21 protein-coding genes and 1 tRNA gene are annotated in these 25,927 nt (G+C 69.1%); 19 read left to right on the forward strand and 3 right to left on the reverse strand.

Annotated elements, in window-relative coordinates; all coding sequences use genetic code 11:
* Positions 1 to 8 precede the first annotated feature (8 nt).
* Positions 9 to 92 (forward strand) — tRNA-Leu (locus I2487_RS05415).
* A 152-nt stretch (positions 93 to 244) separates the two neighbouring features.
* Here the strand turns inward: I2487_RS05415 and I2487_RS05420 are convergent.
* A complete protein-coding gene (locus I2487_RS05420) occupies positions 245 to 1,006 on the reverse strand; it encodes a 1-acyl-sn-glycerol-3-phosphate acyltransferase (RefSeq protein WP_207170938.1) in 762 nt (253 codons plus the stop codon).
* Positions 1,007 to 1,071: 65 nt separating this feature from the next.
* Here I2487_RS05420 and I2487_RS05425 point away from each other — a divergent pair, with 65 nt between their 5' ends.
* From I2487_RS05425 to I2487_RS05440, 4 genes are all read left to right on the forward strand, one after another.
* Positions 1,072 to 1,818, forward strand: coding sequence for an alpha/beta hydrolase (locus I2487_RS05425; protein WP_207170939.1), 747 nt, complete (start codon positions 1,072 to 1,074; stop codon positions 1,816 to 1,818).
* Positions 1,815 to 2,240: a hypothetical protein gene (locus tag I2487_RS05430; RefSeq protein WP_207170940.1), complete on the forward strand. Its 426-nt coding sequence runs from the start codon at positions 1,815 to 1,817 to the stop codon at positions 2,238 to 2,240. The genes I2487_RS05425 and I2487_RS05430 overlap by 4 nt, the downstream gene beginning before the upstream one ends.
* A 96-nt stretch (positions 2,241 to 2,336) precedes the next feature.
* A complete protein-coding gene (locus I2487_RS05435) occupies positions 2,337 to 4,160 on the forward strand; it encodes an AMP-binding protein (protein ID WP_207170941.1) in 1,824 nt (607 codons plus the stop codon).
* 204 nt (positions 4,161 to 4,364) lie between these two features.
* Positions 4,365 to 5,735 (forward strand): class II 3-deoxy-7-phosphoheptulonate synthase, encoded by a 1,371-nt coding sequence (locus tag I2487_RS05440; RefSeq protein WP_207170981.1) that lies wholly within the window; start codon positions 4,365 to 4,367, stop codon positions 5,733 to 5,735.
* A 75-nt stretch (positions 5,736 to 5,810) separates the two neighbouring features.
* Here the strand turns inward: I2487_RS05440 and I2487_RS05445 are convergent, their stop codons facing one another.
* Positions 5,811 to 7,295 carry a protein kinase domain-containing protein gene (locus tag I2487_RS05445; protein WP_345941338.1) on the reverse strand — a complete coding sequence of 495 codons (1,485 nt, stop codon included), beginning with the start codon at positions 7,293 to 7,295 and terminating at the stop codon, positions 5,811 to 5,813.
* A gap of 107 nt (positions 7,296 to 7,402) precedes the next feature.
* On the reverse strand, positions 7,403 to 8,491 hold the full coding sequence (locus tag I2487_RS05450; protein ID WP_207170942.1) for a polyprenyl synthetase family protein: 1,089 nt from the start codon (positions 8,489 to 8,491) through the stop codon (positions 7,403 to 7,405).
* Between the two features lie 18 nt (positions 8,492 to 8,509).
* Here I2487_RS05450 and dinB point away from each other — a divergent pair, with 18 nt between their 5' ends.
* The 14 genes from dinB to I2487_RS05520 all read left to right on the forward strand — a co-directional run bounded on the left by dinB (position 8,510) and on the right by I2487_RS05520 (position 25,697).
* The gene (dinB, locus tag I2487_RS05455; RefSeq protein WP_207170943.1) at positions 8,510 to 9,718 is read left to right on the forward strand and encodes a DNA polymerase IV; all 1,209 of its coding nucleotides are present in this window, start codon (positions 8,510 to 8,512) and stop codon (positions 9,716 to 9,718) included.
* A 128-nt stretch (positions 9,719 to 9,846) separates the two neighbouring features.
* The gene (locus I2487_RS05460; protein ID WP_207170944.1) at positions 9,847 to 10,260 is read left to right on the forward strand and encodes an SCO2097 family morphological protein; all 414 of its coding nucleotides are present in this window, start codon (positions 9,847 to 9,849) and stop codon (positions 10,258 to 10,260) included.
* Positions 10,261 to 10,749: 489 nt separating this feature from the next.
* The gene (gene mraZ / locus I2487_RS05465) at positions 10,750 to 11,181 is read left to right on the forward strand and encodes a division/cell wall cluster transcriptional repressor MraZ (protein WP_036474948.1); all 432 of its coding nucleotides are present in this window, start codon (positions 10,750 to 10,752) and stop codon (positions 11,179 to 11,181) included.
* 196 nt (positions 11,182 to 11,377) lie between these two features.
* Entirely contained in the window at positions 11,378 to 12,385 is a 1,008-nt protein-coding gene (rsmH, locus tag I2487_RS05470; protein WP_207170945.1) for a 16S rRNA (cytosine(1402)-N(4))-methyltransferase RsmH, read from the forward strand.
* On the forward strand, positions 12,382 to 13,053 hold the full coding sequence (gene ftsL / locus I2487_RS05475; RefSeq protein ID WP_207170946.1) for a cell division protein FtsL: 672 nt from the start codon (positions 12,382 to 12,384) through the stop codon (positions 13,051 to 13,053). Before rsmH ends, ftsL begins: the two co-directional genes overlap by 4 nt.
* 27 nt (positions 13,054 to 13,080) lie before the next feature.
* Positions 13,081 to 14,871, forward strand: coding sequence for a peptidoglycan D,D-transpeptidase FtsI family protein (locus I2487_RS05480; RefSeq protein ID WP_207170947.1), 1,791 nt, complete (start codon positions 13,081 to 13,083; stop codon positions 14,869 to 14,871).
* Positions 14,868 to 16,604, forward strand: coding sequence for a UDP-N-acetylmuramyl-tripeptide synthetase (locus I2487_RS05485; RefSeq protein WP_207170948.1), 1,737 nt, complete (start codon positions 14,868 to 14,870; stop codon positions 16,602 to 16,604). The genes I2487_RS05480 and I2487_RS05485 overlap by 4 nt, the downstream gene beginning before the upstream one ends.
* Positions 16,601 to 18,097 carry a UDP-N-acetylmuramoyl-tripeptide--D-alanyl-D-alanine ligase gene (locus tag I2487_RS05490; protein WP_207170949.1) on the forward strand — a complete coding sequence of 499 codons (1,497 nt, stop codon included), beginning with the start codon at positions 16,601 to 16,603 and terminating at the stop codon, positions 18,095 to 18,097. Before I2487_RS05485 ends, I2487_RS05490 begins: the two co-directional genes overlap by 4 nt.
* Complete coding sequence (mraY, locus tag I2487_RS05495; RefSeq protein WP_207170950.1) at positions 18,094 to 19,197, forward strand: phospho-N-acetylmuramoyl-pentapeptide-transferase; 1,104 nt, start codon at positions 18,094 to 18,096, stop codon at positions 19,195 to 19,197. Before I2487_RS05490 ends, mraY begins: the two co-directional genes overlap by 4 nt.
* A gap of 26 nt (positions 19,198 to 19,223) precedes the next feature.
* Positions 19,224 to 20,753, forward strand: a complete 1,530-nt coding sequence (gene murD, locus I2487_RS05500) for a UDP-N-acetylmuramoyl-L-alanine--D-glutamate ligase (RefSeq protein WP_207170983.1) — start codon at positions 19,224 to 19,226, stop codon at positions 20,751 to 20,753.
* 45 nt (positions 20,754 to 20,798) lie between these two features.
* Positions 20,799 to 22,199 carry a putative lipid II flippase FtsW gene (gene ftsW / locus I2487_RS05505; RefSeq protein ID WP_207170951.1) on the forward strand — a complete coding sequence of 467 codons (1,401 nt, stop codon included), beginning with the start codon at positions 20,799 to 20,801 and terminating at the stop codon, positions 22,197 to 22,199.
* A 20-nt stretch (positions 22,200 to 22,219) separates the two neighbouring features.
* Positions 22,220 to 23,341: an undecaprenyldiphospho-muramoylpentapeptide beta-N-acetylglucosaminyltransferase gene (murG, locus tag I2487_RS05510; RefSeq protein ID WP_207170952.1), complete on the forward strand. Its 1,122-nt coding sequence runs from the start codon at positions 22,220 to 22,222 to the stop codon at positions 23,339 to 23,341.
* An 11-nt stretch (positions 23,342 to 23,352) separates the two neighbouring features.
* The gene (murC, locus tag I2487_RS05515; RefSeq protein ID WP_207170953.1) at positions 23,353 to 24,843 is read left to right on the forward strand and encodes a UDP-N-acetylmuramate--L-alanine ligase; all 1,491 of its coding nucleotides are present in this window, start codon (positions 23,353 to 23,355) and stop codon (positions 24,841 to 24,843) included.
* Positions 24,840 to 25,697: a cell division protein FtsQ/DivIB gene (locus I2487_RS05520; RefSeq protein ID WP_207170954.1), complete on the forward strand. Its 858-nt coding sequence runs from the start codon at positions 24,840 to 24,842 to the stop codon at positions 25,695 to 25,697. Before murC ends, I2487_RS05520 begins: the two co-directional genes overlap by 4 nt.
* The last annotated feature ends 230 nt before the right edge of the window (positions 25,698 to 25,927 follow it).

The following is a 25,927-nucleotide window of genomic DNA, read 5'->3' on the forward strand; positions in this document are numbered from 1 at the left end:
GCAGGTATGCGCGAGTGGCGGAATAGGTAGACGCGCTGGCTTCAGGTGCCAGTGCCTTCACGGGCGTGGGGGTTCAAGTCCCCCCTCGCGCACAGGATATGCAAGAAGCACGGCAGGCCCCGCTTCGGATGATCAGGATCATCTGGAGCGGGGCCTTTCTGCGTCTCCGGAGGGTTCTGCGCGGAGCGGATCGCGTCCAGGATCTGTCCGCGCCCGCGCCCGCATCCGCTTCCGCGTCCGAGTCCTAGTCGGCCGAGGAGTCCTCGATGCGGCGCCCGCTGTGGTGGCGCAGCGACTTGCGCGCGGCCTTGGCCTCGGCCTTCTCCGCCTCCAGCTGACGCTTCACGTCCGAGGCGTAGACATCCACGTACTCCTGACCCGAGAGGCGCATGATCCGGTACATGATCTCGTCGGCCACCGCGCGCTGGGCGAAGCGATCCTCGGCGTTGCCGTAGTAGGACTCGAAGGTCATCGGTTCACCCACGATCATCCCCACCCGGCCCAGCCGGGGGATGTTCTTCCCGATCGGCTGGACCTTATCGGTGCCGATCAGGGCGATCGGGATCACCGGAGCCTGGGCGTTCAGCGCCAGCCGGGCGATCCCGAGCTTGCCGCGGTAGAGCCGCCCGTCCGGGCTGCGGGTGCCCTCGGGGTAGATTCCCAGCACCTCGCCGTCGCGCAGCGCCTGCTCCCCGGCGTTGAGCGAATCCTGGCTGGCCTGGCCGCCGGAGCGGTCCATCGGGATCTGACCCGAGAGGTCGAAGAACTTCCGCATGCCCCATCCATAGGCGCCCTGCTTGCCCCAATAGTCGTCCTTCGCCATGAAGTGCACCTGCCGGGGCACCTTCACCGGCATGAACACCGAATCGGAGAAGGACAGGTGGTTCGACGCCAGGATCGCGGGACCCTCGCTGGGGATGTTGTGCAGGCCGCGGACCCAGGGCCGGAACACCGTGTTGACCACCGGGGCCACGACAAAGTTCTTGGCGACGCTATAGAACGACACGGTGATGGGGGGTCCTTTCAGGCGGCTGAGCTTGGAGACCACTGTAAAGGCAATAGAGTGACGGAATGGACATGTCCGGCTTCGGAGTTTCCGTCTTCCACGGATTCACCTCCACGCCCGCCTCGATGCGACCGCTCGCCGACGCCCTGGAGCGGGCCGGCTTCACCGTGGACCTTCCGCTGCTGCCGGGGCACGGCACGTGCTGGGAGGACCTGGCGGGCACCCCGCGCTCGCAGATCATGCGCGCCGCGCTGGCCAGCTATGACCGGCTGGCGGCCCGCTGCTCCCGGGTCGCCACAGTGGGCCTGTCCATGGGAGGCTCGCTCGCGCTGCATGTGGCCGCGCACCGACAGGTCGACGCGGTCTCGGTGATCAACCCCGGACTCCGGCTGGCCCCGCTGACCGGACCGAAGGCCTGGGTGCTGGGCAGGATCCGCCCCTCGGTGGCGAGCATCGCCGGAGACATCGCCAAGCCCGATGTGGTCGAGGAGGCCTACGCGCAGACCCCGCTGCGCGCCGTCGTCCAGCTCGACCAGCTCTTCGCCCAGGTCCGCCGCGAACTCCCGGAGCTCGCTCGGCGGCAGACCCCGGTGCTGCTCTTCCGCTCGGGCGTGGACAACGTCCTGCCCCCGTCCTCGGCCGCTACGCTGGGCAGGACGCTCTCGGAGGACCAGCTCGAGATCGTCGAGCTCACTCGCAGCCAGCATGTGGCCACGCTCGATCACGAGGCCGAGACCATCCATGAGCAGCTGATTGATTTTCTTCACCGGCGGCATCAGGCCGCCGGGCCCCCAGAGAGGATGGCGCCATGAGCACCTATCGCGACGACGAGCCCAGCAGAGTCTTCGGTCGAGGCGGTCGCTCCCGGCCGATGCCCGGACAGGGTGGGCCAGGCCAGGGCGGCCCTGGCCAGGGACACGGGGCCGCAGGACCGGGAGTCCCAGGCCAGGGTCCGCGCGACTACCGGGCGGATGACGCGGCGTGGGAAGAGATCGATGACTTCGAGCCGCCGAACCCGAAGAACCCGTTGGCCGGGGCCAAGCCCGCCGTGGTGCTCGGGGCGGTGCTGAGCATCGGGGCGATCCTGGCGCTGATCGTGGTGCCGTTCCTGCCGCTGAATGCTCCGAGCTGGACCGTGCCCGCCCTGATCGGCGTGGTGCTGGCCGGGCTGGTGATCCTCTTCCTGCAGATGCCGCGCAACCGCTCCGGATCCGGAGACGGCGCACAGGTCTGAGCAGGTTCTCCACGAGGACACGGATCATCCAGCTACCGTTCAGTAACGGGCTGTGACATCATGATGTGAGATGGCACACACGATGGAGGAGCCCCCGTGAAGGAAATCGCAACACCGCCCGCAGTCGAGGTCCCCGCCGAGCTGAACATCACTGATCTGCTGGAGCGTCAGTTCATCGCGGACCCGCAGAACATCCTCTTCGGCCGGCAGCTCAGCCCCGGCGAGTGGACAGACGTCAGCACCGCCGAATTCCGGGATCAGGTGATCGCGCTGGCGAAGGGCATCATCGCCTCCGGCATCGAGGTCGGTGATCGGGTCGCGATCATGGCCCCCACACGCTACGAGTGGACCCTGCTCGACTTCGCGATCTTCTACGCCGGAGCCGTGACCGTGCCGGTCTACGAGACCTCCTCGCCCTCCCAGGTCGCCTGGATCATCGAGGACGCCGGCGTGAAGCTGCTCGTCGCCGAGACCCCGGCGCACCAGAAGATCGTCGAGCGCGCCGTCGCTCAGGAGAGCCTCACCGGGCTGGGCGGCGTCTACACCATCGAAGGCTCCGGGCTGGATGAGCTGCGCGCCAAGGGCGCCGAGGTGACCCAGGAGCAGGTCGACTCCCGGCGCAGCGCCGCCGTCGGCGCCGATCTCGCGACCATCATCTACACCTCCGGGACCACCGGACGGCCCAAGGGCTGCGAGCTGACCCACTCGAACTTCACCGAGCTCTCGCTCCAGGCGCTGGGCTCCTCACTGGGCACGGTGGTCAACAAGGACGCCTCCACGGTGATGTTCATCCCGCTGGCCCACGTCTTCGCCCGCTTCATCTCGGTGCTCGCCGTCGCCGGCGGCTCCCGGGTGGGGCACACCTCCGACATCAAGGAGCTGGTGGACGACCTCGGCACCTTCCGCCCGACCTTCCTGCTCGCCGTGCCGCGGGTGTTCGAGAAGATCTACAACGCCGCGATGCTCAAGGCCGAGGGCGACGGCAAGGGGGCGATCTTCGAGAAGGCGGCCAACACCGCCATCGCCTGGTCCCGTGCCAAGCAGGAGGGCAAGGTCCCCTTCACCCTGGGGCTCAAGCACACCGTCTTCGACAAGCTGGTCTACTCCAAGCTGCGCGCCCGGATGGGTGGACAGGTGGCCCACGCGGTCTCCGGCGGGTCCCCGCTGGGGGAGCGGCTGGGGCACTTCTTCTACGGCGTGGGCGTGCAGATCCTGGAGGGTTACGGCCTCACCGAGACCACGGCGCCGCTGACCGTGAACACCCCGGAGCTGAGCAAGATCGGCACCGTCGGGGCCCCGCTTCCCGGATGTGCGGTGAAGATCGCCGAGGACGGCGAGATCCTCGGCCGCGGCGTCTGTGTCTTCCGCGGATACCACAACCGGCCCGAGCTGAACCAGGAGATCTTCACCGAGACCGGCTGGTTCCGCACCGGCGACGTCGGCACCCTGGACTCCGACGGCTGCCTCACCATCACCGGTCGCAAGAAGGAGATCCTGGTCACCGCGGCCGGAAAGAACGTCTCTCCGGCTCAGCTCGAAGACCTGATGCGCTCCGACGCGATCGTCTCCCAGGCCGTGGTGGTAGGCGACAACCGGCCCTTCGTCGCGGCACTGATCACCCTCGATGAGGAGACCCTGCCGCAGTGGCTCGAGCGCAAGGGACTTGACCCCAAGACCCCGGTCGCCGAGCTCGTCCAGCACGAGACCATCCTCACCCATGTGCAGGCAGTGGTGGACCGGGCCAACGAGTCGGTCTCTCGCGCCGAATCGATCCGAGATTTCCGGCTGCTGAACACCGACTTCACCATCGAGTCCGGTCACCTCACCCCGTCCATGAAGATCAAGCGCCCGCTGGTGATGAAGGACTTCGCCGAGGAGGTCGAGGCGCTCTACACCGAGGCCGCCGCCAAGAAGCGCTGAGCCCGAGCGCGGGGCGGATCCGCTCACGGCGCAGATCCGCAGACCTCGCAGGAGGAAGAACCACCGGGAGCCCGGAGGCGAACACCGCCTCCGGGCTCCCGTCGTCCGCATAATGGACTGCCGCTTCGGCATTAGGCGCGCCCGGGCGTGGCGGACTACCCTGAGAGGGTGACCACCACGCCAGAGCCCAGATCCGACGCCCCGCTGACCGCCCCCGGAGAGATCCTCCATGTAGGGGCCGCAGACTATCCGGGCCTCGACGAGTGGCGTTCGCTGCCACTGAGCCAGCAGCCGGACTGGCGAGGCCACGAAGACTTCGACTCCGCCTATGCGGAGCTCTCCGCGCACCCGCCGCTGGTCTTCGCCGGAGAGGTCGACAAGCTCAAGCGACGCCTGGCCAAGGTCGCCAACGGTGAGGCCTTCCTGCTCCAGGGCGGGGACTGCGCCGAGACCTTCGACGGCGTCACCGCCGATCGGATCAGCGCCAAGATCAAGACCATCCTGCAGATGGCGGTGGTGCTCACCTACGGGGCCTCGCTGCCGGTGGTGAAGATGGGACGCATGGCCGGCCAGTACGCCAAGCCGCGGTCCTCCGACGTGGAGACCCGCGACGGCGTCACGCTGCCGACCTTCCGCGGGGAGATCGTCAACGGCTTCGAGTTCACCGAGGAGTCCCGGGTCCCCGACCCGAAGCGGATGGTCGCGGCCTACCACAAGTCCGCCGCCACCCTGAATCTGATCCGGGCCTTCACCGAGGGCGGCTTCGCCGACCTGCGTGCGGTCCAGCAGTGGAACAAGGGGTTCATGCAGAACCCCGCGCACGCTCGCTACGAGCAGCTCGCCGGAGAGATCGACCGCGCCGTCCGCTTCATGGAGGCCTGCGGCGCTGACTTCGAAGGGCTCAAGCGCACCGAGTTCTACGCCGCCCACGAGGCGCTGCTGCTGGACTACGAGCGCGCGCTGACCCGCATCGACTCCCGCACCGGCAAGCCCTATGTGACCAGTGGCCACTTCGTGTGGATCGGCGAGCGGACCCGTGAGCTCGAGGGCGCACACATGGACTACCTCTCCCGGGTGCAGAACCCGGTGGGGGTCAAGCTGGGCCCCAGCACCACCCCGGAGACCGTGCTGCGGATCATCGAGAAGCTGGATCCCGAGCGGGAGCCAGGGCGCCTGACCTTCATCGTGCGGATGGGCGCCTCCAACGTCCGGGAGAAGCTCCCGGCGCTGGTCACGGCGGTGCGCGACTCCGGTGCCAAGGTGGTCTGGGTGACCGACCCGATGCACGGCAACACCATCACCGCCGACAACGGCTACAAGACCCGGCGCTTCGATGACATCCTCGACGAGGTCCGCGGCTTCTTCGAGGTCCACCGTTCCCTGGGCACCTACCCCGGAGGGCTGCACGTGGAGATGACCGGCGACGACGTCGCTGAATGTCTCGGCGGCTCCGACGTGGTCGACGAATCGGCCTTCGACCAGGGGTACGAGTCCCTGGTGGACCCGCGGCTGAACCATAAGCAGTCCCTGGAGCTGGCGTTCCTGGTCGCAGAGTCCCTCACCCAGGTGAGATGACGCTGCGCGCCCGGCCCGGTGGTGTGAGGCTGGAACCGCTCAGCCGCACAGCATCACGACCGGCGGCGCTGGTCCTCAGCCCCCGAGGCTGGGGATCAGCCCACTGACCCCGATCCACCCGGCCAGCAGCACCAGCAGCGCACCGCCGATCATGATCGCGGCGATCATCAGCCAGATCCGGGTGGCGCTGGCGCCGGCGAGCTCCACGGTGGGGCGCTGACGCTCGCGCTTCTCCGTGCGCACCCGCTCCACCGGCCGGCGGGAACCGACGGAGGGCTGGATCCCGGTCACCGGCTCCGCGACGCTGAGTCGAGGTGGTCGCAGCTGCAGACCGCTGGTGGGCACCTCGGTGACCAGCTGGCGATCCTCCTCGGCCAGGCTTGAGGGACGCCCGTGTGCGGCATGGCGATGCTCGGCCTGAAGATGTGTGGTGCGCGCATTGCCCAGTGCCGCGTCGATGTCCTCGTCCCAGGGTTCGTGGTCCACGTCCTGGCCCTCGTGCTGCTCCGCTGTGGAACCATGTGCCGGTGCCGGTGCCGGTGCCGGTGCCGGTGCCGGCGCGGCCGCGGTCTCCAGGAATGTCTCGCTGGAGTCCCCGGGAAGCATGGTGGTGGACCGCTGGCCCGGCGTCCCGGACTCACGCAGCGCTTCCCGTCCCGAGGCGCCCATGGCAGGGATCGCCCGTGTCGCGGTGAGCGCGCCGTCGAAGTCGAGCTCGGCGTCTCCGAGCAGGCCGCGGGTCTCACGCAGCATCTTCAGCAGCTCGTCGGCGTTCTTGGGCCGCAGCGCCACCTCGGGGCGGGTGGCGATGCTGACCAGGTCGTCGAGCTCGCGCGCGAGACCGCTGACCTGCGCGGAAGGCACCGGTACGGTGGAGTTCACGTGCTGGTAGGCCACCCGCACGGGGGAGTCCCCGGTGAAGGGCTGCACCCCGGTGAGCATCTCGTAGAGCAGGATGCCGATCGCGTAGATGTCAGCGCGCTCGTCGGCGCTCTCCCCGGAGAGCAGCTCCGGAGAGATATAGGCCACGGTGCCCATCAGGGTGGAAGTTCCGGAGTGATGCGTCGCGGCGCGGGCCAGCCCCAGGTCAGCGAGCTTGATCCGCCCGTCATGGGAGACCAGCACGTTCTCCGGCTTGATGTCCCGGTGGACCAGGCCGGCGCGGTGCGCCGCGGCCAGGCCCTGCAGGATCGAATCCATGTAGGTCAGCGCCAGCCGAGGGGTCATCGCCCCCTGCTTGAGCAGCGTGCGCAGCGTCGCACCGGGAACGTACTCCATCACCAGATAGGCGGTCTCCCGAGCCTGGCCCTGATCCAGGACCTGGACCACATTGGGATGCGCGATCAGCGCGGAGTTCCGCGCCTCCTGCTCGAAGCGGTCCACGACCTTGCGATCCTCAGCCATATGCGGGAACAGCACCTTCAGCGCGACCTCGCGGCCGAGCCGCTGATCCTGTGCGCGGTAGACCGTGGACATGCCGCCACGCGCGATGCGCTCATCGATCACATAGCGGTCATCGATCCTGGAACCAATCCACGGGTCAGTCTGTTCGGAGCTCACAGCCCCAAGGGTATCGAACCCGCCCAACTCCGGTCGCTGCGGCGCGCGTCGCTCAGGGTCGATGCCCGGGTCGAGCGTGCAGCGGGGGTGAACCCGGACCGTGGACCCTAGACCGTGCGCAGCACCAGGTTCCCGCGCAGCTGGTCGAACTCCCCGAGGACCTCCGCGGAGACGCCGAGCTCGACCAGATCCTGGGTCCGGGCGACGCTGTCGCCGGTGAGCTCCTCGATGCTGTGCTCCACCTCGTCCACGGCTCCGGACTCCAGCAGGATGGCGCGCGCCCGGTCCACCTGCGCCTCACTGAGCGACGGGTCTCCCAGCATCTGGGTCAGCTCCTGGGCCCCGGCCGCGCCGGAGCGGAACAGCCCATAGGCGATGAGCTCGGTGCGCTTGCCCTCGCGCAGGTCATCGCCGACCGGCTTGCCGGTGGTCTCCGGATCTCCGAAGACCCCGAGCAGATCATCGCGCAGCTGGAAGGCCTCGCCGACCGGCAGCGCCGCCGCGGCGAAGGCATGGCACAGCTGGTCCGAGCCGCCGGCCAGCGCAGCGCCGAGCACCACCGGGTACTCGGTGGAGTATTTTGCCGCCTTATAGCGCAGCACGCCGCGGGCGCGGGCCACCGCCTCGGCCTCGGTCTCGGCCGGAGTGCGCACCTCTTCGAGCACATCGAGGTACTGCCCGGTGATGACCTCGGTATGCATCCGGTGGAAGGTCCGCGCTGCGAGCATGTTGCTGATCAGCCCGTCCTGGGCTGCGGTGCTCTGGGCGAGGAAGAACGCCTCCGAGGCCCAGGCCAGCGAGAGGTCCCCGGAGAGGATCGCGCCGGTGGTGCCGAAATGGCCACAGTCCCCGGCGAAGCCCGACTCCCGATGCAGCTGTTCGAACCCGATGTGCGCGCTGGGCCGGCCGCGCCGGGTCGCGGACCGGTCGATGACGTCGTCGTGGACCAGGGCGGCCGCCTGGAAGAGCTCCAGCGCCACACCCAGCTCGACGACGGCCTCGCCGCGCCCGGCGGCTGCCTGCCAGCCCAGCCGGGCCAGCGCGGGGCGCATCTTCTTGCCACCCCGGGTCAGTGTCATCAGCGCGGTCACAAGGGGCACCGCGTGCTCGGAGACTGCCTGGACCTCTGCGTGACGGGCCTGGAGGAAGCCGGCGCACCTGGTGTTGACCTCGCTGATGAATTCTTCGCGCTTCATGGCGGATAGCCTATCGGTATGGCACCGTCCCGACCGGCTGATTCACGCGTCCTCGCGCATGTGGACATGGATGCCTACTACGTGGAGGTCGAGCTGCTCACCCGGCCCGAGCTGCGTGGGCGCAAGATCATCGTGGCGCAGGACTCGGGACGCTCCGTGGTGCTCTCGGCCTCCTACGAGGCCCGGGCCGACGGAGTGCGCTCGGCGATGCCGCTGTCCCGGGCGCGGCAGGCCAGCCCCGACGCCGTCGTGATCTCGCCCAGCATGGAGCGCTACCGCGAGTTCTCCCGGCGCATCATGGCCTACTTCGACACGATCACCGACTCGGTGGAGCAGCTCAGCGTGGACGAAGCCTTCCTGGATCTCACCGGGTCTCGCCGACGGCTCGGCGGACCCGAGCAGATCGGAGAGAAGATCCGACGCGAGATCCGCGAAGAGTTCTCGCTGCCGGCCACGGTGGGGATCGCTGATCGCAAGTTCATCGCCAAGATCGCCTCCACCCGGGCGAAGCCGGACGGGCTTCTGCTGGTCCCGCCGCATCGGCGGCTGGAGTTCCTGCACGGCCTGCCGGTCACCGCGATGTGGGGCGTCGGGGGAAAGACCGCCGAGTCCCTGAAGGCCTTCGGGATCACCACGGTGCTGCAGCTCGCGCAGACCCCGGAGCCCGCACTGCGCCGGCGATTCGGGGTCACCGGCACGGCGCTGCACCGACTGGCCTGGGGAGAGGACGCCCGTGAGGTCCAATCACACCGGATCGAGAAGTCCATCGGCGCCGAGGAGACCTTCGCGGTGGACGTGGAGGACGAGGCGACGCTGCGAGCCGAGCTGCTGCGGCTCAGCCATCGGGTCGCCGCACGCCTGCGCGAGTCGGGGGTCTCCGCGGAGGGCATCAGCCTGAAGCTTCGCTACAGCGACTTCGAGACGCTGACCCGGTCCTCCACGCTCTCGCATCCGACGCATTCGGCGCTGGCCATCTACTCCCGGGTGCTCGGGCTGCTGGAGCGACTGGGGCAGCGGGCCCAGCCGGTGCGGCTGGTGGGAATCCGAGCTGAGCGGCTGGTGGACGAGGGCGGCTCGCTGCAGCTGAGCTTCGACCGCACCGAGACCAACTGGCTCGACGCCGAGACCGCGCTCGACGCCATTGCGAAGAAGTTTCCACAGATCCAGACGGCTCCGGCCGCGCTGCTGCGACCCCGCCGCGAGGATCCAGGACTGGAGAGTTCCTGAATGTCAGCCCAGAGATCACCCCAGGCCTGAGGTCGGGCTAGGTCTGGGGTGCCGAAACCGCTAGACTATACACCCAGGCGTATCCGTATCTTCCATCACGCCACACGACGACCGCAAGGAGCTTCACGATGCCACTGTCGGAGCGTGAACAGCGCATGCTCAAGCAGCTCGAAGAACAGCTGCAGTCGGAGGATCCGAGCTTCGCCAGCTCCATGCAGGACTCCCCGAGCGGGTCGCTCAACGTGCGCAACATCGTGCTGGGCGCTCTGGTCGCCGTTCTCGGAATCGTCGTGCTGCTGCTGAGCATCTACAACCAGTGGATACCCGTGGGTGTGATCGGCTTCCTGATCATGGGCGCAGGTGTCTACTACGCCACCACCGGAGGTGCTTCGGGGAACTCCCGCGGCAACGGTGGAGGCGGCAACGGCGGCAACGGTGGAGGGGGAGGCGGCGGTGGACCCCGCAGCTCCGCTCCGAGCCCGTCCGGGAACTTCATGACCGGACTCGAGCAGCGCTGGGAAGAACGACGCCGGCAGGACTGACCCGCCACGCACCACAGAGCTTCGAAAGGCCCCTCTCCGGAGGGGCCTTTTTCATGTCCGGCCAACGCCCCGGCCCGCACCGCCGCAGGGCGCCCCACTGCCCACCACCGCAGGGCGCCCCACTTCCCACCACCCGAGCGCCCCACACTCCTCCCCGGGCAGCGTCGCCGGTCACCACGCCCGAAGGCCACCGACGCCGCAGCCCCGGAATTCCGGGGATTTTCGGTCTCGAGCCGAGCATCCTGCCCAGGTCTCCGTCTCACGCTTGATGCACTCGGCAGCGCCCGGTTCGGTCAAGCCCCTCCACCGCCCTCCACCTGCACCTCAGCGTCATCCCTCCAGGTCAGACGGTCGACGGCGGCGCCACGCAACAGATTCCGGCCGCGGCACGGCAGAATCTGGTTGCAAGTGGGGGGAAGTGGGGTAAAGTGGAGCTCGGTAGAGGGAGAAGGAATGATTCTCCTCAACAAGTGAGGTGGTGAGTGTCCTTTGTTCCTGGGCACATACACGCCTCGCATGGATGAGAAGGCTCGCCTGATCCTTCCCGCGAAGTACCGCGAGGAACTGGCCAACGGCCTGGTCCTCACTCGCGGGCAGGAACGCTGCATCTACGTGTTCAGCACGGAAGAGTTCAAGAACGTGCACCACCAGATGCGGCAGGCTCCTCTGACCTCACGCCAGGCACGCGACTACATCCGCGTATTCCTCTCCGGGGCCTCCGACGAGATTCCGGACAAGCAGGGCAGGATCACGGTTCCTGCCGCGCTTCGGGAGTACGCCGGGCTGGACCGCGATGTCACGGTCATCGGAGCGGGAGACCGCGCCGAGATCTGGGACACCACGGCCTGGAACGAGTACCTGGAGGCGAAGGAGTCGGAGTTCTCATCCACCGATGGGGAAGCCATTCCCGGCCTCTTCTGAGCACCGAAGCCGGTTGGCACGACACGCCGAACGAAAAAGTACGACAAGTGAAGACGGTTCGAACACTTCAAGGGGATCCTTGGGTGAGTTCTTCCGCCGCCCCGCCGCATTCCTGACTTATCTTCCCCGATGTCAGGCAGCAGGTCGGAGCGGAGGAGGAGCTGGTCCAAGGATCCTTTCCCATGACGGAGGCAGTATGGCGCAACGAGAGACAGCAGACCGGCACGTGCCGGTGATGCGAGATCGCTGCATCAGGCTGCTGTCCCTCGGAGTCGAGAACATCCGAGCCGCAGGCCACCGGCCCGTGGTCATCGACGCCACCCTGGGCATGGGCGGCCACGCCGAAGCCATGCTCGCAGCCGACGCCGAGGTCCTCGTGCTGGGCTTTGACCGGGACCCTGAGGCGCATGCCCTCGCCGCACAGCGCCTGAGCTCCTACGGCGACCGCTTTCGCGGCATCCACACGGTCTATGACCGGGTGGACGAGGTCGCCGCCGAGGAGCTGGCCGAGGATCAGCGAGTGGCCGGCGTCCTGCTGGACCTCGGCGTGTCCTCGCTGCAGCTGGACGAGGCCTCCCGCGGCTTCGCCTACTCCTATGACGCCCCGCTGGACATGCGCATGGACGCCTCGGAGGATTCCCCCGATGAATCGGTGGCGGAGCTGCTCGCCCGCATCGAGGTCGGCGAGCTGAAGCGGATCCTGCGCGAATACGGCGAAGAGCGCTTCGCCGGGCGCATCGCCAGCTCCATCGTCGCCCGTCGCGAGGACCGGCCCTTCACCACGACGGCGGACCTCGCCTCCGTGGTGGACAAGGCGGTCCCGGCGGTGTCGAAGCGCACCGGGGGACACCCGGCAAAACGCACCTTCCAGGCGCTGCGCATCGCGGTCAACGCCGAGCTCGAGGTCCTGCAGCGCACGATCCCGAATGCCCTGGACGCCGTGGCGCCGGGCGGGGTGATCGTGGCGATGAGCTACCACTCGCTGGAGGACCGCATCGTCAAGCAGGCCTTCGCGCGACGCACCAAGTCCTCGGCGCCTGCGGGCCTGCCGGTGGAGCTCGAAGAGCATAAACCGACCTTCAGATCCCTCACCCGGGGGGCCGAGCTGCCCGATGAGGCAGAGATCGCCGAGAACCCCCGCGCCGCGTCAGCGAAGCTGCGTGCAGTCGAGAAGCTGACCGAGTCCAGGAGAACCGCCGTATGAGCGCAGAAGCCCAGCCCCTCGCCCCCGCACCTCGGGGACCCCTGGCCCGGAGCCGCGTTCTTCCCGAAGGCGACGACGCCGGCTCGGCACGGACCTCGCCGATGCTGCGGGCCCTGCCCAAGCTCCGGCAGCGGCAGAAGGGTCTCATCGGCGGGATCATCGCCCTGCTGGCGCTGGCCCTGACGGTCGTGCTCGCGGTGAACATCCATATGGCCAACTCGCAGTACACCGTCGTGGAGCTGCAGAACCAGCATCTCGCCCTGGTCCAGTCGAACCAGGCGCTGACCGAAGAGGTCCAGCACCTGCAGTCCCCGCAGTCGCTCTCCAACGCCGCGGTCGGACTCGGCATGGTCATGCCCGCCGAGGCGGCCGCGCTCGAGCTCAGCGACGGGGAGGTCGTCGGCACCGCCGAGGCGGCCGACAGCGGCGACCGCCCCTCCAGCTTCGTCGCCGCCCCCGCGGTGCCCGGAGGCGACGCCGCCGCGCCGCTGAACGTCTCCGAGTCGGTGACCGGTGCGCCTTCAGGCATTCTCGGCGCAGGCGCGTTGAACACGCTCATCGAGACCCCCAGCGGGCAGAATGGGCAGGAGACATCCGCAGGGACGCAAGACCAGTTCAGCCCCACTGAGCTCAACGGCGGGACCATACCGGCGCCCTCATTCGACTGATCGACCCGTTGGGAGAACGCTGACGCCATGGCAGCCGCTCAGAAGCAACGCGCAGAACGGGTCCTCTCGTTCCGGATGCGCATCGGACTCACCCTGATCCTGGTGATGCTGCTCCTGCTCGGAGGACGCCTGTTCCACGTGCAGGGCCTCGATCCGGCAGGAAACGCCGAGGCGGCCGTCTCCGAACGGCTGCGCAGCGTCCCGCTGCCCGCCCACCGCGGGGACATCCTCGACTCCCAAGGCCGGGTGCTCGCCACCTCGGTGAACCGCTATGACCTGGTCGTGGACCAGGCGGTGGTGGAGGACTTCGAGCGCAGCGACGAGGCCACCGGGCTGCGCGAGGAGGTCACGGTGCGCACCGGCATCGCCGAGCTCGCCGAGGTGTTGGACCGCAGCACCGAAGAGCTCACCGAGAGCATCGTGGGCGAGAGCCGCTACTCAGTGGTGGCTCGGTCCCTGACCCCCGAGCAGAGCGAGCAGGCCGTGGACATCGGCCTGCCTGGCCTCTACGCCGAGCCGGTGTCCCAGCGCAGCTACCCCTCCGGAGCGGTGGCAGGCTCGATCATCGGCTTCATGGGTGCCGACGGCCCGCTGGAAGGGATCGAAGCCGCCCAGGATGAGGCGCTCAGCGGGGTCGACGGGGAACGGATCTACGAGGTCGGCGGCGACGGCGTGCGGATCCCCGTGGCCACCTACGAGGAGCTCCCGGCCGAGGACGGCCAGGATGTGCGCCTGACCATCGATCAGGACCTGCAGTGGTTCGCCCAGGAGTCGATCGCAAAGAAGTCCAACCAGTACAACGCCGCCTGGGGCAACGCCACCGTCCTGGACCTCACCACCGGGGAGATCCTGGCCATGGCCGATTCCGAGACGGTCGATCCGGCCGAGCCGGGGGAGACCGAGGAGCTCTTCCGTCGGCCGCTCGCGCTGACCCAGGACTTCGAGCCCGGCTCCACCGGCAAGGCCATCACCTTCGCGATGGCGCTGGAGGAGGGCACGCTGAACCCCACCGACGGCTTCACCGTGGACAACCGCTACGAGGTCGACGGACAGACCATCAGCGACGCCACCCGTCACCCCACCCTGGACATGACGGCCGCAGGCATCTTCGCCCGCTCCTACAACACCGGCACGGTGATGATCGGTGGCGAGATCCCGGAGGAGACCCGCTATGACTACATGCGCCGGGTCGGCCTCGGCGAACCCCTGGACATCGGACTCGGCACCGAGGCGAACTCGGTGCTGCGTCCACCCGAGGAATGGGATGCCCGCCAGCACCTGACCACCCAGTTCGGCCAGGGCTACACCACCTCGGTGCTGCACAGTCTGCAGGCCTTCCAGACCATGACCAACGGCGGAGTCGACGTGCCGCTGCGCCTGATCGACGCCTATGTCGACGCCGACGGCACCGAGCACCCGGTCGAGACCGAACCGGGCGAGCGGGTGTTCTCCGAGGAGACCTCCGAGGAGATGCTGCGCATGTTCGAAGGCGTGGTGGACTACGGCACCGGCTCCGAGGCCGCCGTCTCCGGGTACCGCGTGGGCGGCAAGTCTGGCATCGCGGAGGCCGCCGGTGCAGGCGGAGGATTCGACGGTCACACCCAGTCCTTCATCGGCATGGCTCCCTTGGACGACCCGCAGTACCTGGTCTCCGTGACCGTGCACCGCCCGCAGGGCTATTGGCGCGACTGGGAGGTCACCGACACGTTCCGTGAGATCATGTCGTACGTGCTTAGCAGTTATGACGAAGCGCCCAGCGGGGCGAAGAGCGAGGCCTACGACGGCTTCGAAGGCGAGAACCAGGATCAGCCCTGGTGAGCGCGGCAGCAACAGGACTCAGCGTTGCGGCTCAGGACCGGGTGTTCCGGCCACACACCGTGGCCGGCACCAGTGTGGAGCAGCTCGTCGCCGAGCTCGCCGGCACCGGCTATGACCCGCTGGTGACTCCCGTGGGTCGTGCCGCGAGCGAGGTTCGGCTCACCGGTGCCGCCATGGACCCCAAGGCCGTGGGCCCTGGTGACCTCTTCGTCGCCGTCTCCGGCTCGCGCGCCCACGGGGCGGACTTCGTGATGACCGCGCTGGAGTGCGGCGCCGCAGCGATCCTCACCGACGTCGCCGGGGCCGAGAAGGTCCGTGAGCGCGTGGGCTACCGCATCCCGGTCATCGAGGTGCGTCGCGTGCGCGAGGCCGCGGGCCCCTCGGCGGCGCTGATCTATGGCAACACCGCGACCTCGGGGCCGGCGCTGTTCGGGGTCACCGGCACCAACGGCAAGACCACCACCACCTACTTCCTGCGTTCCCTGCTGGACACTCTGCTGGCGCCGCACGAGCGCGCCACCGGCCTGATCGGGACCATCGAGATCGCCTCCGGGGAGGCGAGGATCCCCTCGAAGATGACCACCCCGGAGGCCGTGCAGCTGCACAGCCTGATGGCGCTCTTCCGCGAGGCCGACGTGGCGGCCGCCGCGATGGAGGTGTCCTCCCACGCGATCTCTTACGACCGCGTCTCGGGACTCTTCTACGCCGTGGCCGGTTTCACCAACCTGACCCAGGACCACCTGGATCTGCATGGCTCGATGGAGGAGTACTTCGCCGCGAAGGCGGCGCTGTTCGCCCGCCGTCGGACGCGCAGCAGCGTGGTCATCGTGGATGACCCCTGGGGATGGCGGATGGCCCAGACCGCCACCGGCCACGTCGTGACCCTGGCCACCGAGGAGACCCCCGACCCGGCCGCGGACTGGAGCGTCACCCAGGTCTCCCCGCACCTGCTCGGCAGCGCCTTCACGCTGCACAATCGGCACACCGGGGAGAACATCCGCTCCCGCACCGGTCTGCCGGGCCGGTTCAATGTGGCCAACGCGGCCCTGGCCGCCGTGATGGTGCTCACCGCCGACGAGTCCACCGCCCTGGGCGTCAGCCGGGAGGAGATCATCGCAGCGCTGGAACAGGCCGACCCCTTCACGATCAGCGTTCCCGGCCGGATGCAGGTGATCGGCACCGCCCCCGCCGCCATCGTGGACTTCGCGCACAACCCCGACGCCATGATCCGCACCCTTGAGGCCGCCGCGAGCACCTCAGAGGGCAAGACCATCCTGGTGATCGGCGCCGCGGGGGAGCGCGACAGCGCCAAACGCCCGTTGATGGGCGCGATCGCGGTGCGCATGGCGGATCACGTGATCATCAGCGACGACGACCCCCACGGCGAGGACCCAGCCCAGATCCGGGCCGGGCTCCTGGAGGGCGCCCGCGAGGCCCTGGCCACCGAGGACCTGGACACCACGCTGGAAGAGATCTCGCCCCGGATCGATGCGATCGTCCGCGCCGTCGAGGTCGCAGCGCCCGAGGACACGATCATCCTGGCGGGCCGCGGACACGAGGTCCACCAGGACTTCGCCGGGACGAAGCACCCGATCGATGACCGGGTGGAACTGGCCCGGGCGCTGCGCCGGCGGGGTTTCCCCACCGCCGACGACGCTCCTTCGACGGGCCCCGATCCGGACACCAGGCAGACCCACAGAACTTCCACCGCAGAAGGAGGCGACCAGGCATGATCGAGCTTTCAGCCGCAGAGATCGCCGAGATCACCGCAGGGACCCTGCACGGAGTCCCGAACCCCTCGGACCTGCGCGTGCGACACGCAGACACCGACTCCCGCAGCATGGCCGCGGACTCGATGTTCATCGCCAAGCCGGGGGAGACCACCGACGGTCACCACTTCATCGACGCGGCCCTCGCCGCCGGGGCCACACTCGTGCTGGCCCAGCGCGCGACCCAGGCCCCGGATGGTGCCGCGCACCCCAGCGTGGTCGTGCCCGACGTGGTCAGCGCCATGGGCCAGATCGCCGCGGCGATCCTGGACCGGGTGCGCGCCCACTCGGTCACCACCGTCATCGGCATCACCGGATCCGCCGGCAAGACCACCACCAAGGACCTGCTGAAGTCGATCCTGGAGCCCGAGGGCCCCACCGTCGCGCCGCAGGGCTCCTATAACGGTGAGGTCGGCGTGCCGCTGACCATCTTCACCGCCGAGCTTCAGACCCGGTTCCTCGTCGTGGAGATGGGCGCCGACGCCCCCGGCAACATCCGTGATCTCGCGCAGATGGTCCGCCCCGACATCGGGGCGGTGCTGATGGTCGGCTCCGCCCATGCCGGCAAGTTCGGCGGCGCGGACAAGATCGCCGCCGTCAAGGCCGAGCTGGTCGAGGAGATCGGCGCCGCCGGCACCGTGGTGCTCAACCGCGACGATCCCCAGGTCGCCTCCATGGCACCCTCCGCCACGGCCCCGATCACCTGGTTCAGCGAAACCACCGGTCAGGCCTCGGAGAACGAGACCGCCCCGGGCGCCGGCCTCGACCAGGCCGTCCCAGATCAGGTGCGCGCGCTGGACCTGAGCCTCGACGAGGCGGGTCACCCGCGGTTCCAGCTGCGATTCACCGAGTCTGGCGAGGAGTTCCCGGTGGTCTCCGGACTCACCGGGGCCCACCATGTCTCCAACCTGCTGGCCGCGGCGGCCTGCGCGCTGCGCGCCGGCGTCGCTCCGGCGGCCATCGCCCAGCGCCTGAACGGGCTCGGCCCGGCAAGCCGCTGGCGGATGGAGCGCACCGAACGCGCCGACGGCGTCACCCTGATCAACGACGCCTACAACGCCAATCCCGAGTCCATGCGGGAGGCGCTGCGCACCCTGGCGATGCTCACCCGGCCCGGCCAGGGCCGCCCGGCACGCCGCTCGGTGGCCGTGCTCGGCGCGATGCTCGAGCTCGGCGAGGTCTCCATCCCCAAGCACACCCAGCTGGGCGAGACCGTGGTGAGACTGAACATCGACAAGACGCTGGTCGTCGGGGATCTGGCCTACCCGCTCTACCGCGGAGCCATCGCCGAGGGCAGCTGGGGGTCCGAGGTGCACTGGGTCGCCACGGTCGAGGAGGCCGAGGCCTACCTGGATCAGGAGCTCGCTCCCGGGGACATCGTGCTCTTCAAATCCTCCAACAGCGCAGGGCTTAGACTCCTGGGTGACAAGATCGCCGCAAAGGAAGGGGCCCTGTGATCGCTGTAGTCATCGGTGCCGTCTTCGGCCTGGGACTCACCCTCGTCGGGACACCGTTGTTCATCCGCTTCCTGGTGAAGCGCGGATACGGCCAGTTCATCCGTGACGACGGCCCCACTACGCATCACGTGAAGCGCGGCACCCCCACGATGGGCGGTGCGGTCATCATGATCGCCGTGGTCGCCGCGTATCTGTTGACCCACGGGCTGATGCTGCTCACCGGTGACGGCTCCGGTCCCACGGCCTCGGGACTGCTGCTGCTGCTGCTGATGATCGGTATGGGACTGGTCGGCTTCGCCGACGACTTCGCGAAGATCAGCAAGAAGCAGTCGCTGGGCCTGACTCCCTGGCGCAAGATCGCCGGGCTGGTCATCGTAGGGGTGCTCTTCGCCGTGCTGGCGCTGAACTTCCCCGATGCCGACGGACTGACCCCCGCCTCCACGAACATCTCCTTCGTCCGCGAGACCGTGCTGGACCTGGCCTTCGCCGGACCGGTGATCGGCATGATCCTGTTCGTGATCTGGGCGAACCTGATCGTGACCGCGACCACCAACGGGGTCAACCTCACCGACGGCCTGGATGGGCTCGCCACCGCGGCCACCGGCATGGTCACCGCCGCCTACACGATCATCTCCATCTGGCAGTTCAACCAGGCCTGTGGCAGCGGCAGTGCCGTGGAGAGCGTCTGCTACCAGGTGCGTGACCCGATGGACATGGCCATGATCGCCGCGATCATCACCGGCGCGCTGATCGGCTTCCTCTGGTGGAACACCTCACCGGCGAAGATCTTCATGGGCGACACCGGCTCCCTCGCGCTGGGCGGCGCTCTGGCCGGCTTCGCGATCCTGACCCACACGCAGCTGCTCTTCGTGATCCTCGGCGGCCTCTTCGTGCTGATCACCCTCTCCGTGATCATCCAGGTCGGCTACTTCAAGCTCTCCGGCGGCAAGCGGATCTTCCTGATGGCCCCGCTGCAGCACCACTTCGAGCTCAAGGGCTGGGCCGAGGTCACCGTGGTGGTGAGATTCTGGATCATCGGCGCCCTCGCCGTCGGCATCGGTCTGGCGCTCTTCTACGGGGAATGGGTGATCACCCAGTGACCGCCCAGGATGCTGGCCAGCCGCAGATGTCTCGGCAGCTGCAGACCCGTCCCGAGCTGCGCGGCTGGGACGGTCCCTGGAAGGGACTGCGCGCGCTGGTCACCGGGCTGGGCGTCTCCGGATTCGCCGCCGCCGACACCCTTGCGGAGCTCGGCGCGCGCGTCGTCGTCGTCGATGGCACCGATACGGCCAAGACCCAGCGCGACGCCGAGACGCTGCGCCTGGTCGGTGTGCAGCAGATCCTGCTGGGTCCCGAGCACCTCTCCGGGCTGCCGCTTCTCGACGGCGAGCTGCCCGAGATCCTGGTCACCTCTCCGGGGTGGCGGCCCGACTCCGCGCTGATCCGAGCTGCCCGCGCCGCCCGGATCCCGGTCCTCTCCGAGGTGGAGCTGGCCTGGCGGCTCGGCGCCCGCCCGGGCGCCCGGGAGCCCAAGTGGCTCGTGGTCACCGGCACCAACGGCAAGACCACCACCGTGACCCTGCTGGAGTCCATGCTGATCGCCGATGGGCAGCGTGCCATCGCCTGCGGCAACATCGGCGTGCCCGTGCTCGACGCGATCCGTGACCCGCAGGGCTATGACGCGCTGGCCGTGGAGCTCTCCAGCTTCCAGCTCGAGTACACCGAGCTGCTCTCTCCGGTGGCTTCGGCAGTGCTCAACATCGCCGAGGACCACGTGGACTGGCACGGCAGCTTCGAGGGCTACCGTGCTGCCAAGGCGAAGATCTACGAGAACACCGAACTGGCCTGCGTCTATAACGCCGACCAGCAGATCACCGAGGACATGGTCGCCGAGGCCGACGTCCAGGAGGGCTGCCGCGCGATTGGCTTCACCACCGGGTCGCCCGGGCTCTCGATGCTCGGGGTGGTCGAGGACCTGCTGGTGGACCGCGCGTTCCTCGAGGACCGGGCGCACCAGGCGCTGGAGCTCGCAGGGCTCGAGGACTTCGGGCCGCTCGCCCCGCAGCACCTGATCGCCAACGCGCTGGCCGCCGCGGCCCTGGCCCGCGCCGCCGGTGCCGCGCCGGAGGCGATCCGTGCCGCGGTGCAGGGCTATGAGGCCGGGGACCACCGGATCCAGCCGGTGGCCAAGGCCGATGACGTGCTCTGGATCAACGACTCCAAGGCCACCAACCCGCATGCCGCGGCGGCCTCGCTGCGCAGCTTCACCGACGTCATCTGGATCGCCGGGGGACTGCCCAAGGGGGTGCTCTACGACGAGCTCATCGCCGAGGTGGCGCCCCGGCTGCGCCGGGTGATCCTCATCGGCACAGACTCCTCCCAGCTGAGGTCCAGCCTCGAGCGACACGCGCCGGGAGTCCCGGTGATCGGTGGACGCCTGCGGGAGGATGAGAGCCGCAGTGCGGTGGACGCCTCGCTGGCGGACGAGGACGGGGCGCGCGCCATGCGGGCCGCCGTGGCCGAAGCCGCCAAGGCGCTCGCCCCGCACCACACGGTGCTGATGGCTCCCGCCGCCGCCTCGATGGATCAGTTCGCCTCCTACGCAGCCCGCGGGGAAGCATTCATCGAAGCAGTCACCGAGCTGATGACCGATTGATCATAGAGGTGGCCCCGCAGGGGAGCCCACCAGGAGGAGGACTTGATGGACAAGCGGAGACCTCGAGTCCCAGCCTCCCCCGAACAGCGCAGGTCTCAGCTGCGTGCCGTAGAGGATTCGACCGCCCCGGCGCAGCCGCGACCGGCGCAGCGTGCCTCCCAGGAGCGTCCGGCCCAGGAGGCTGAGGACTCCGACGGCGCCGCAGGTCGTCGCTGGAAGGCGGAGCGGACCAGCTCCCGGCAGAACCGGGTGCAGCGCTTCTGGAGCTTCCTGGAGATCGGGAACCCCTACACCACCTTCTGGCTGGTGCTCGGCTCCACTCTCGCCCTCGCCGTCATCGGGTTGACCTTCGTGCTGTCCTCGACCTCGGTGGACCCCACCGGGGGTGCCTTCACCACGGTCTCCCGGCAGGCCACCTGGGCCGTCATCGGGCTCCTCGGCATGTTCGTCATGATGATCCTGCCCACCAGCTGGCTGCGAGCCATCGGCTGGTTCCTGATGCTGGCCTCCATGGTCATGCTCGCCCTGGTGGCGTTCACCCCGCTGGGCCACACCAGCGGCGGCTCCACGAACTGGCTCCGGATCGGACCGGTCCAGGGGCAGCCCTCCGAGGTCGCCAAGCTGGGACTGGTGATGTGGGGCGCGGCCGTGCTGGCCAGGAAGGGTCCGCTGCTCTCTCAGTTCGCGCACTGGGTCACTCCGTTCGTGGCCCCCGGCGCGCTCGCCGTGCTGGTCCTGGTGCTGGCCGGCGGTGATCTGGGCACCAGCCTGATCATCCTCCTGATCGTCGGCACGCTGCTCTTCGCCGCCGGTGTCGCCATGCGCTACTTCGTGATCGCGGCCAGCCTCGCCGCGGTGATGGTCGCACTGCTGATGCTCCTGACCCCCTACCGCATGATGCGCGTCTGGGCCTGGCTCGGGGTCAACTGCGACCACCCCACCGACCCCTGCCACCAGATGCAGCAGGGCTATTACGCCCTGGCCTCGGGCGGCTTCTGGGGCGTCGGCCTGGGCCAGTCGCGGCAGAAATGGGACTACATCCCCGAGGTCCACAACGACTTCATCTTCACCATCATCGGTGAGGAGCTGGGGCTGCTGGGCACCTTCACGGTGCTGGGCCTCTTCGCCGTGCTCGCCGTGGGCATGTTCCGCGTGGCCTACAACACCGAGGATCAGTTCACCCGGCTGGTCTGCCTCGGGGTCGTCGCCTGGATCAACGGCCAGGCCTTCATCAACATCGGGATGGTCACCGGGGTGCTCCCGGTGGTGGGCGTGCCGCTGCCGTTCATCTCCTCCGGCGGCTCGGCGATGACCGTGACCCTGATCGCCGTCGGGGTGGTGCTGAACTTCGCCCGCCGCCAGCGGCAGCAGGGTCCGCCCCGCCGCGGGCGAACCGCGCCCTCGAAGGCCGCCGCGACCGCACACCGCACACCGATATCCGCCTGATGGCGGCCGAAGGAAAACCCATGAATGAGCTCTCCATTGTTCTCGCCGGCGGCGGCACCGCCGGCCACGTCAGCCCGATGCTGGCCGTCGCCCGCGCCCTCGACCGGCTCGCCCCCGAGGTCCGCCAGACCGTGATCGGCACCGCCGCCGGACTCGAGACCCGGCTGGTGCCCGAGGCCGGCTACCGCCTGGAGACCATCGAGAAGGTCCCCATGCCGCGCCGGCCCTCCCGCAACATGCTGCGCTTTCCCTCCCGGTTCGGGCAGGCCGTGCGCGACGCCGCCGGGATCCTGCGCGCCGAGCAGGCCGACGTCGTGATGGGCGTCGGCGGATACGTGTGCACCCCGGTGTTCGTCGCGGCCCGCCGGCTGGGCATCCCGGTGGTGATCCATGAGGCCAACGCGCGGCCGGGCCTGGCGAACAAACTGGGCCACCGATTCGCCGCATTCACCGGCGTCGCCTTCGAGAACACCCCGCTGAAGGGCTCCGAATGGGTGGGCATGCCGATGTCCCGCGAGATCTCCCAGCTCGACCGCGCGAAACAGCGAGGACCGGCCCGCGAAGCCCTGGGCCTGGACCCGGAGAAGGTCACCCTGGTCGTCACCGGCGGGTCCTCCGGGGCGCTCTCGCTGAACCTCTCGATCAAGGCGGCGCTGACCGAGCTGCTCGGCACCGGAGCCCAGGTGCTGCACCTGACCGGCCGGGACAAGGCGCTCACCGGTGAGCACGGCGCACTGCTGGAACACCCCGGCTACCACCAGCGGGAATACCTCGACGGCATGGAGCTCGCCTATGCCGCGGCGGACCTGATCATCGCCCGCGCCGGCGCGGCCACGGTCAGCGAGATCGCCGCCGTGGGACTGCCCGCCATCTTCGTCCCGCTGCCGGTGGGCAACGGCGAGCAGGAGCTCAACGCCCGGGAGCTGGTCGCCGCCGGCGGCGCGCTGCTGGTCAAGGACGAGCACTTCAACAGGTCCTGGATCCGGCGCAACATGGTGCCGCTGCTCGAGGACCCGCGGCTGCTGGCCAACATGGAGCAGCAGTCCGCCGCCCGCGGGATCACCGACGCCGACGACCGGATGGCCCGCGCCACCCTCGCCGCCGCCGGTCATCCGATCAGCACCTCCGAGACCGAGAAGTGAGGGTTCCCGCCATGAACCACGCCACCACCGGGACCCCTGATGCCAGCGCGGCGCCTGACACCGGCGCGCAGAACACCGGCGCGCAGGACACCGGCGCGCAGGACACCGGAGCGCAGGACACCGACGCCGGGCTCGGGCATGTCCACTTCCTGGGGCTCGCCGGCGTCGGCGTCTCCGCGGTGGCCCGCCTGATGGCCGCCGACGGGGTGCCGATCTCGGGAACCGACGCCAAGGAGCTTCCGGTGCTCGAGGAGTTCCGCCGCGGCGGAGCCGCCGTGCACGTGGGTTACCGGGCGCAGAACCTGGCCGCCGCCGAGGCGCAGCTGGGCCACCCGATCACCGCGGTGATCGCCTCCTCCATCGCCGCCGAAGGAAACCCCGAGTACGACGAAGCCGTGCGCCGCGGACTGCCGGTGCTGCACCGCTCGCAGGGCCTGGCCGCGCTGATGCGCACCCGCCGGGCGGTGGCGGTCGCGGGCACCCACGGCAAGACCACCACCTCGTCCATGGCGACGGTGCTGCTGGAGCAGGCCGGACTCTCCCCGACCTTCGCCGTGGGCGCCAACGTCGCCGGACTCGGCGTCAACGCGGCCACTGGCACGGGGGAGTGGTTCATCGCCGAAGCCGATGAGTCTGACGGCTCGCTGCTCAACTACGCCCCCGAGGTCGGGGTGGTCACCAACGTCGAAGCCGACCATCTGGACCACTACGGCACCGCCGAGGCGGTGGAACAGGTCTTCGTGGACTTCATCGAGCGCATCACCGACGGCGGGTCGCTGATCATCTGCACCGACGACGCCGGAGCCCGTGCGCTGCTGGCGAAGGTCGCCGAGCCGCTGGCCTCCCGCGGGGTCAGCATCACCAGCTACGGCACCGGGCAGGACGCGGACCTGCGTCTGAGCAGCGTCACCCGCGAGGGCGGCACGGTGCGTGAAGGCGTCGAGGAGGCTCAGCTGCGGCTCGCCGTGCCCGGGGTGCACAACCAGCTCAACGCGCTGGCGGCGATCGCCGTGGGCCGTCAGGCCGGCCTCTCGCTGGCCACCAGCGTCGAGGCGATCTCGCACTTCCAGGGCACCTCCCGCCGCTTCGAGCTGCGTGGCGAGGTCTCTGGGGTGCGCGTCTATGACGACTACGCCCACCACCCCACCGAGGTCGCGGCGGTGCTGCAGGCGGCCCGCGCCTCGCTGAGCGCCGATCAGGGGCAGGTCCACGTGATCTTCCAGCCGCATCTGTTCAGCCGCACCGCAGCCTTCGCCGAGGACTTCGGCACGGCGCTGACCGCCGCCGACACCGTGGCCGTCCTGGAGATCTACCCGGCCCGGGAGGAGCCCATCGAGGGCGTCACCGCCGCCCTGCTGGGACACCCGGTGCGCGGCGCCGCAGAGGCCGTGGCAGAGGTGGCCTCGGCCGCCCGCCCCGGGGACCTGATCATGACCCTCGGGGCCGGTGACGTCACCGCCCTGGGCGCAGACATCCTCGACGCGCTCACGGCGCGGCGATGAGGCTGCGGCATCCTCGCCGCGCCAGGGACCGCGCTGGCGACCGCGCCGGCGACAGTGCAACAGGCGGCGCCACGCTCTCGGAGGCGGAGACCGACCGGTCTGCCCAGGAGTCGCTGCTGGACTTTCCTGAGCCTGCCGCGGTCACGGACAGACGCCGCCGTCGTCGTCGGATCCTCACCGCTCTGATCGCGCTGGCGGTGCTGCTCGGCGTGGTGGCCACGCTCTATTTCTCCCCGCTGCTGGTGGTGCGCGCCATCGCGATGCAGGACAACGACCTGCTCACCGATCAGCGCGCCCAGGAGCTGCTCGCTCCGCTGCACGGCACACCCCTGGCCCAGATCAGCCAGGGCGACGTGGAGGGGCTGCTCGAGGGGGAGCGCGCGGTGGATGAGGTCATCGTCGCCGCCCGGCTGCCCGAGGGTCTGGACATCGTGGTGATCGAGCATCCCCCGGTGGCCGAGGTCCACGTGGAGCAGGAGATCCTCTTCTACAGCCAGGAAGGCGAGCTGATCAGGACCTTCGACGAGGACCAGCGCGAGGATGCGCAGGGCTACGCCACTCCGGTGATCTCCGCGGAGGCCGCGCTGGAGAATGAATCGGTCTTCAAGACCATCGTCTCGGTGCTGGGCCAGCTGCCCGAGGGCGCCCGTGAGTCCCTGGACTCCGCCACGGCGGAGTCCCGAGACTCGGTGCAGCTCGAGCTGCAGGACGGGCGCACCGTGGTCTGGGGCAACGACGAGCGCGGAGACGAGAAGGCCGCGGTCCTGGAGGCGATCCTGGGCTCCCCGTCGGAGGAGTTCGACGGCGTCGAGGTGCTCGACATCTCGACTCCGAGCGCGCCGGTGACGCGGTGAGCCTCTGTGGCGCGTAGGCTTATGACCGAAAAGAACATCAGATAGGGGACGCCTCTTGAGGATCCTCTCAGGTTCAAGTAAAGCTTGAACCTTGCTGTTGGTTCGCAGGCAACAGAAGAATGTCTCAGGTATGGAGGCTCCCGTCCGCTGAAGAGCCGCTGCGACGTCACGGGCTGCCGCCCATGATCGAACCGATGTACCCGCGAATGACATCGGCACGATCAGGTGGC

Origin of the sequence: Nesterenkonia sp. E16_10 (genome assembly GCF_017347085.1) — a bacterium.
GTDB lineage: Bacteria > Actinomycetota > Actinomycetes > Actinomycetales > Micrococcaceae > Nesterenkonia.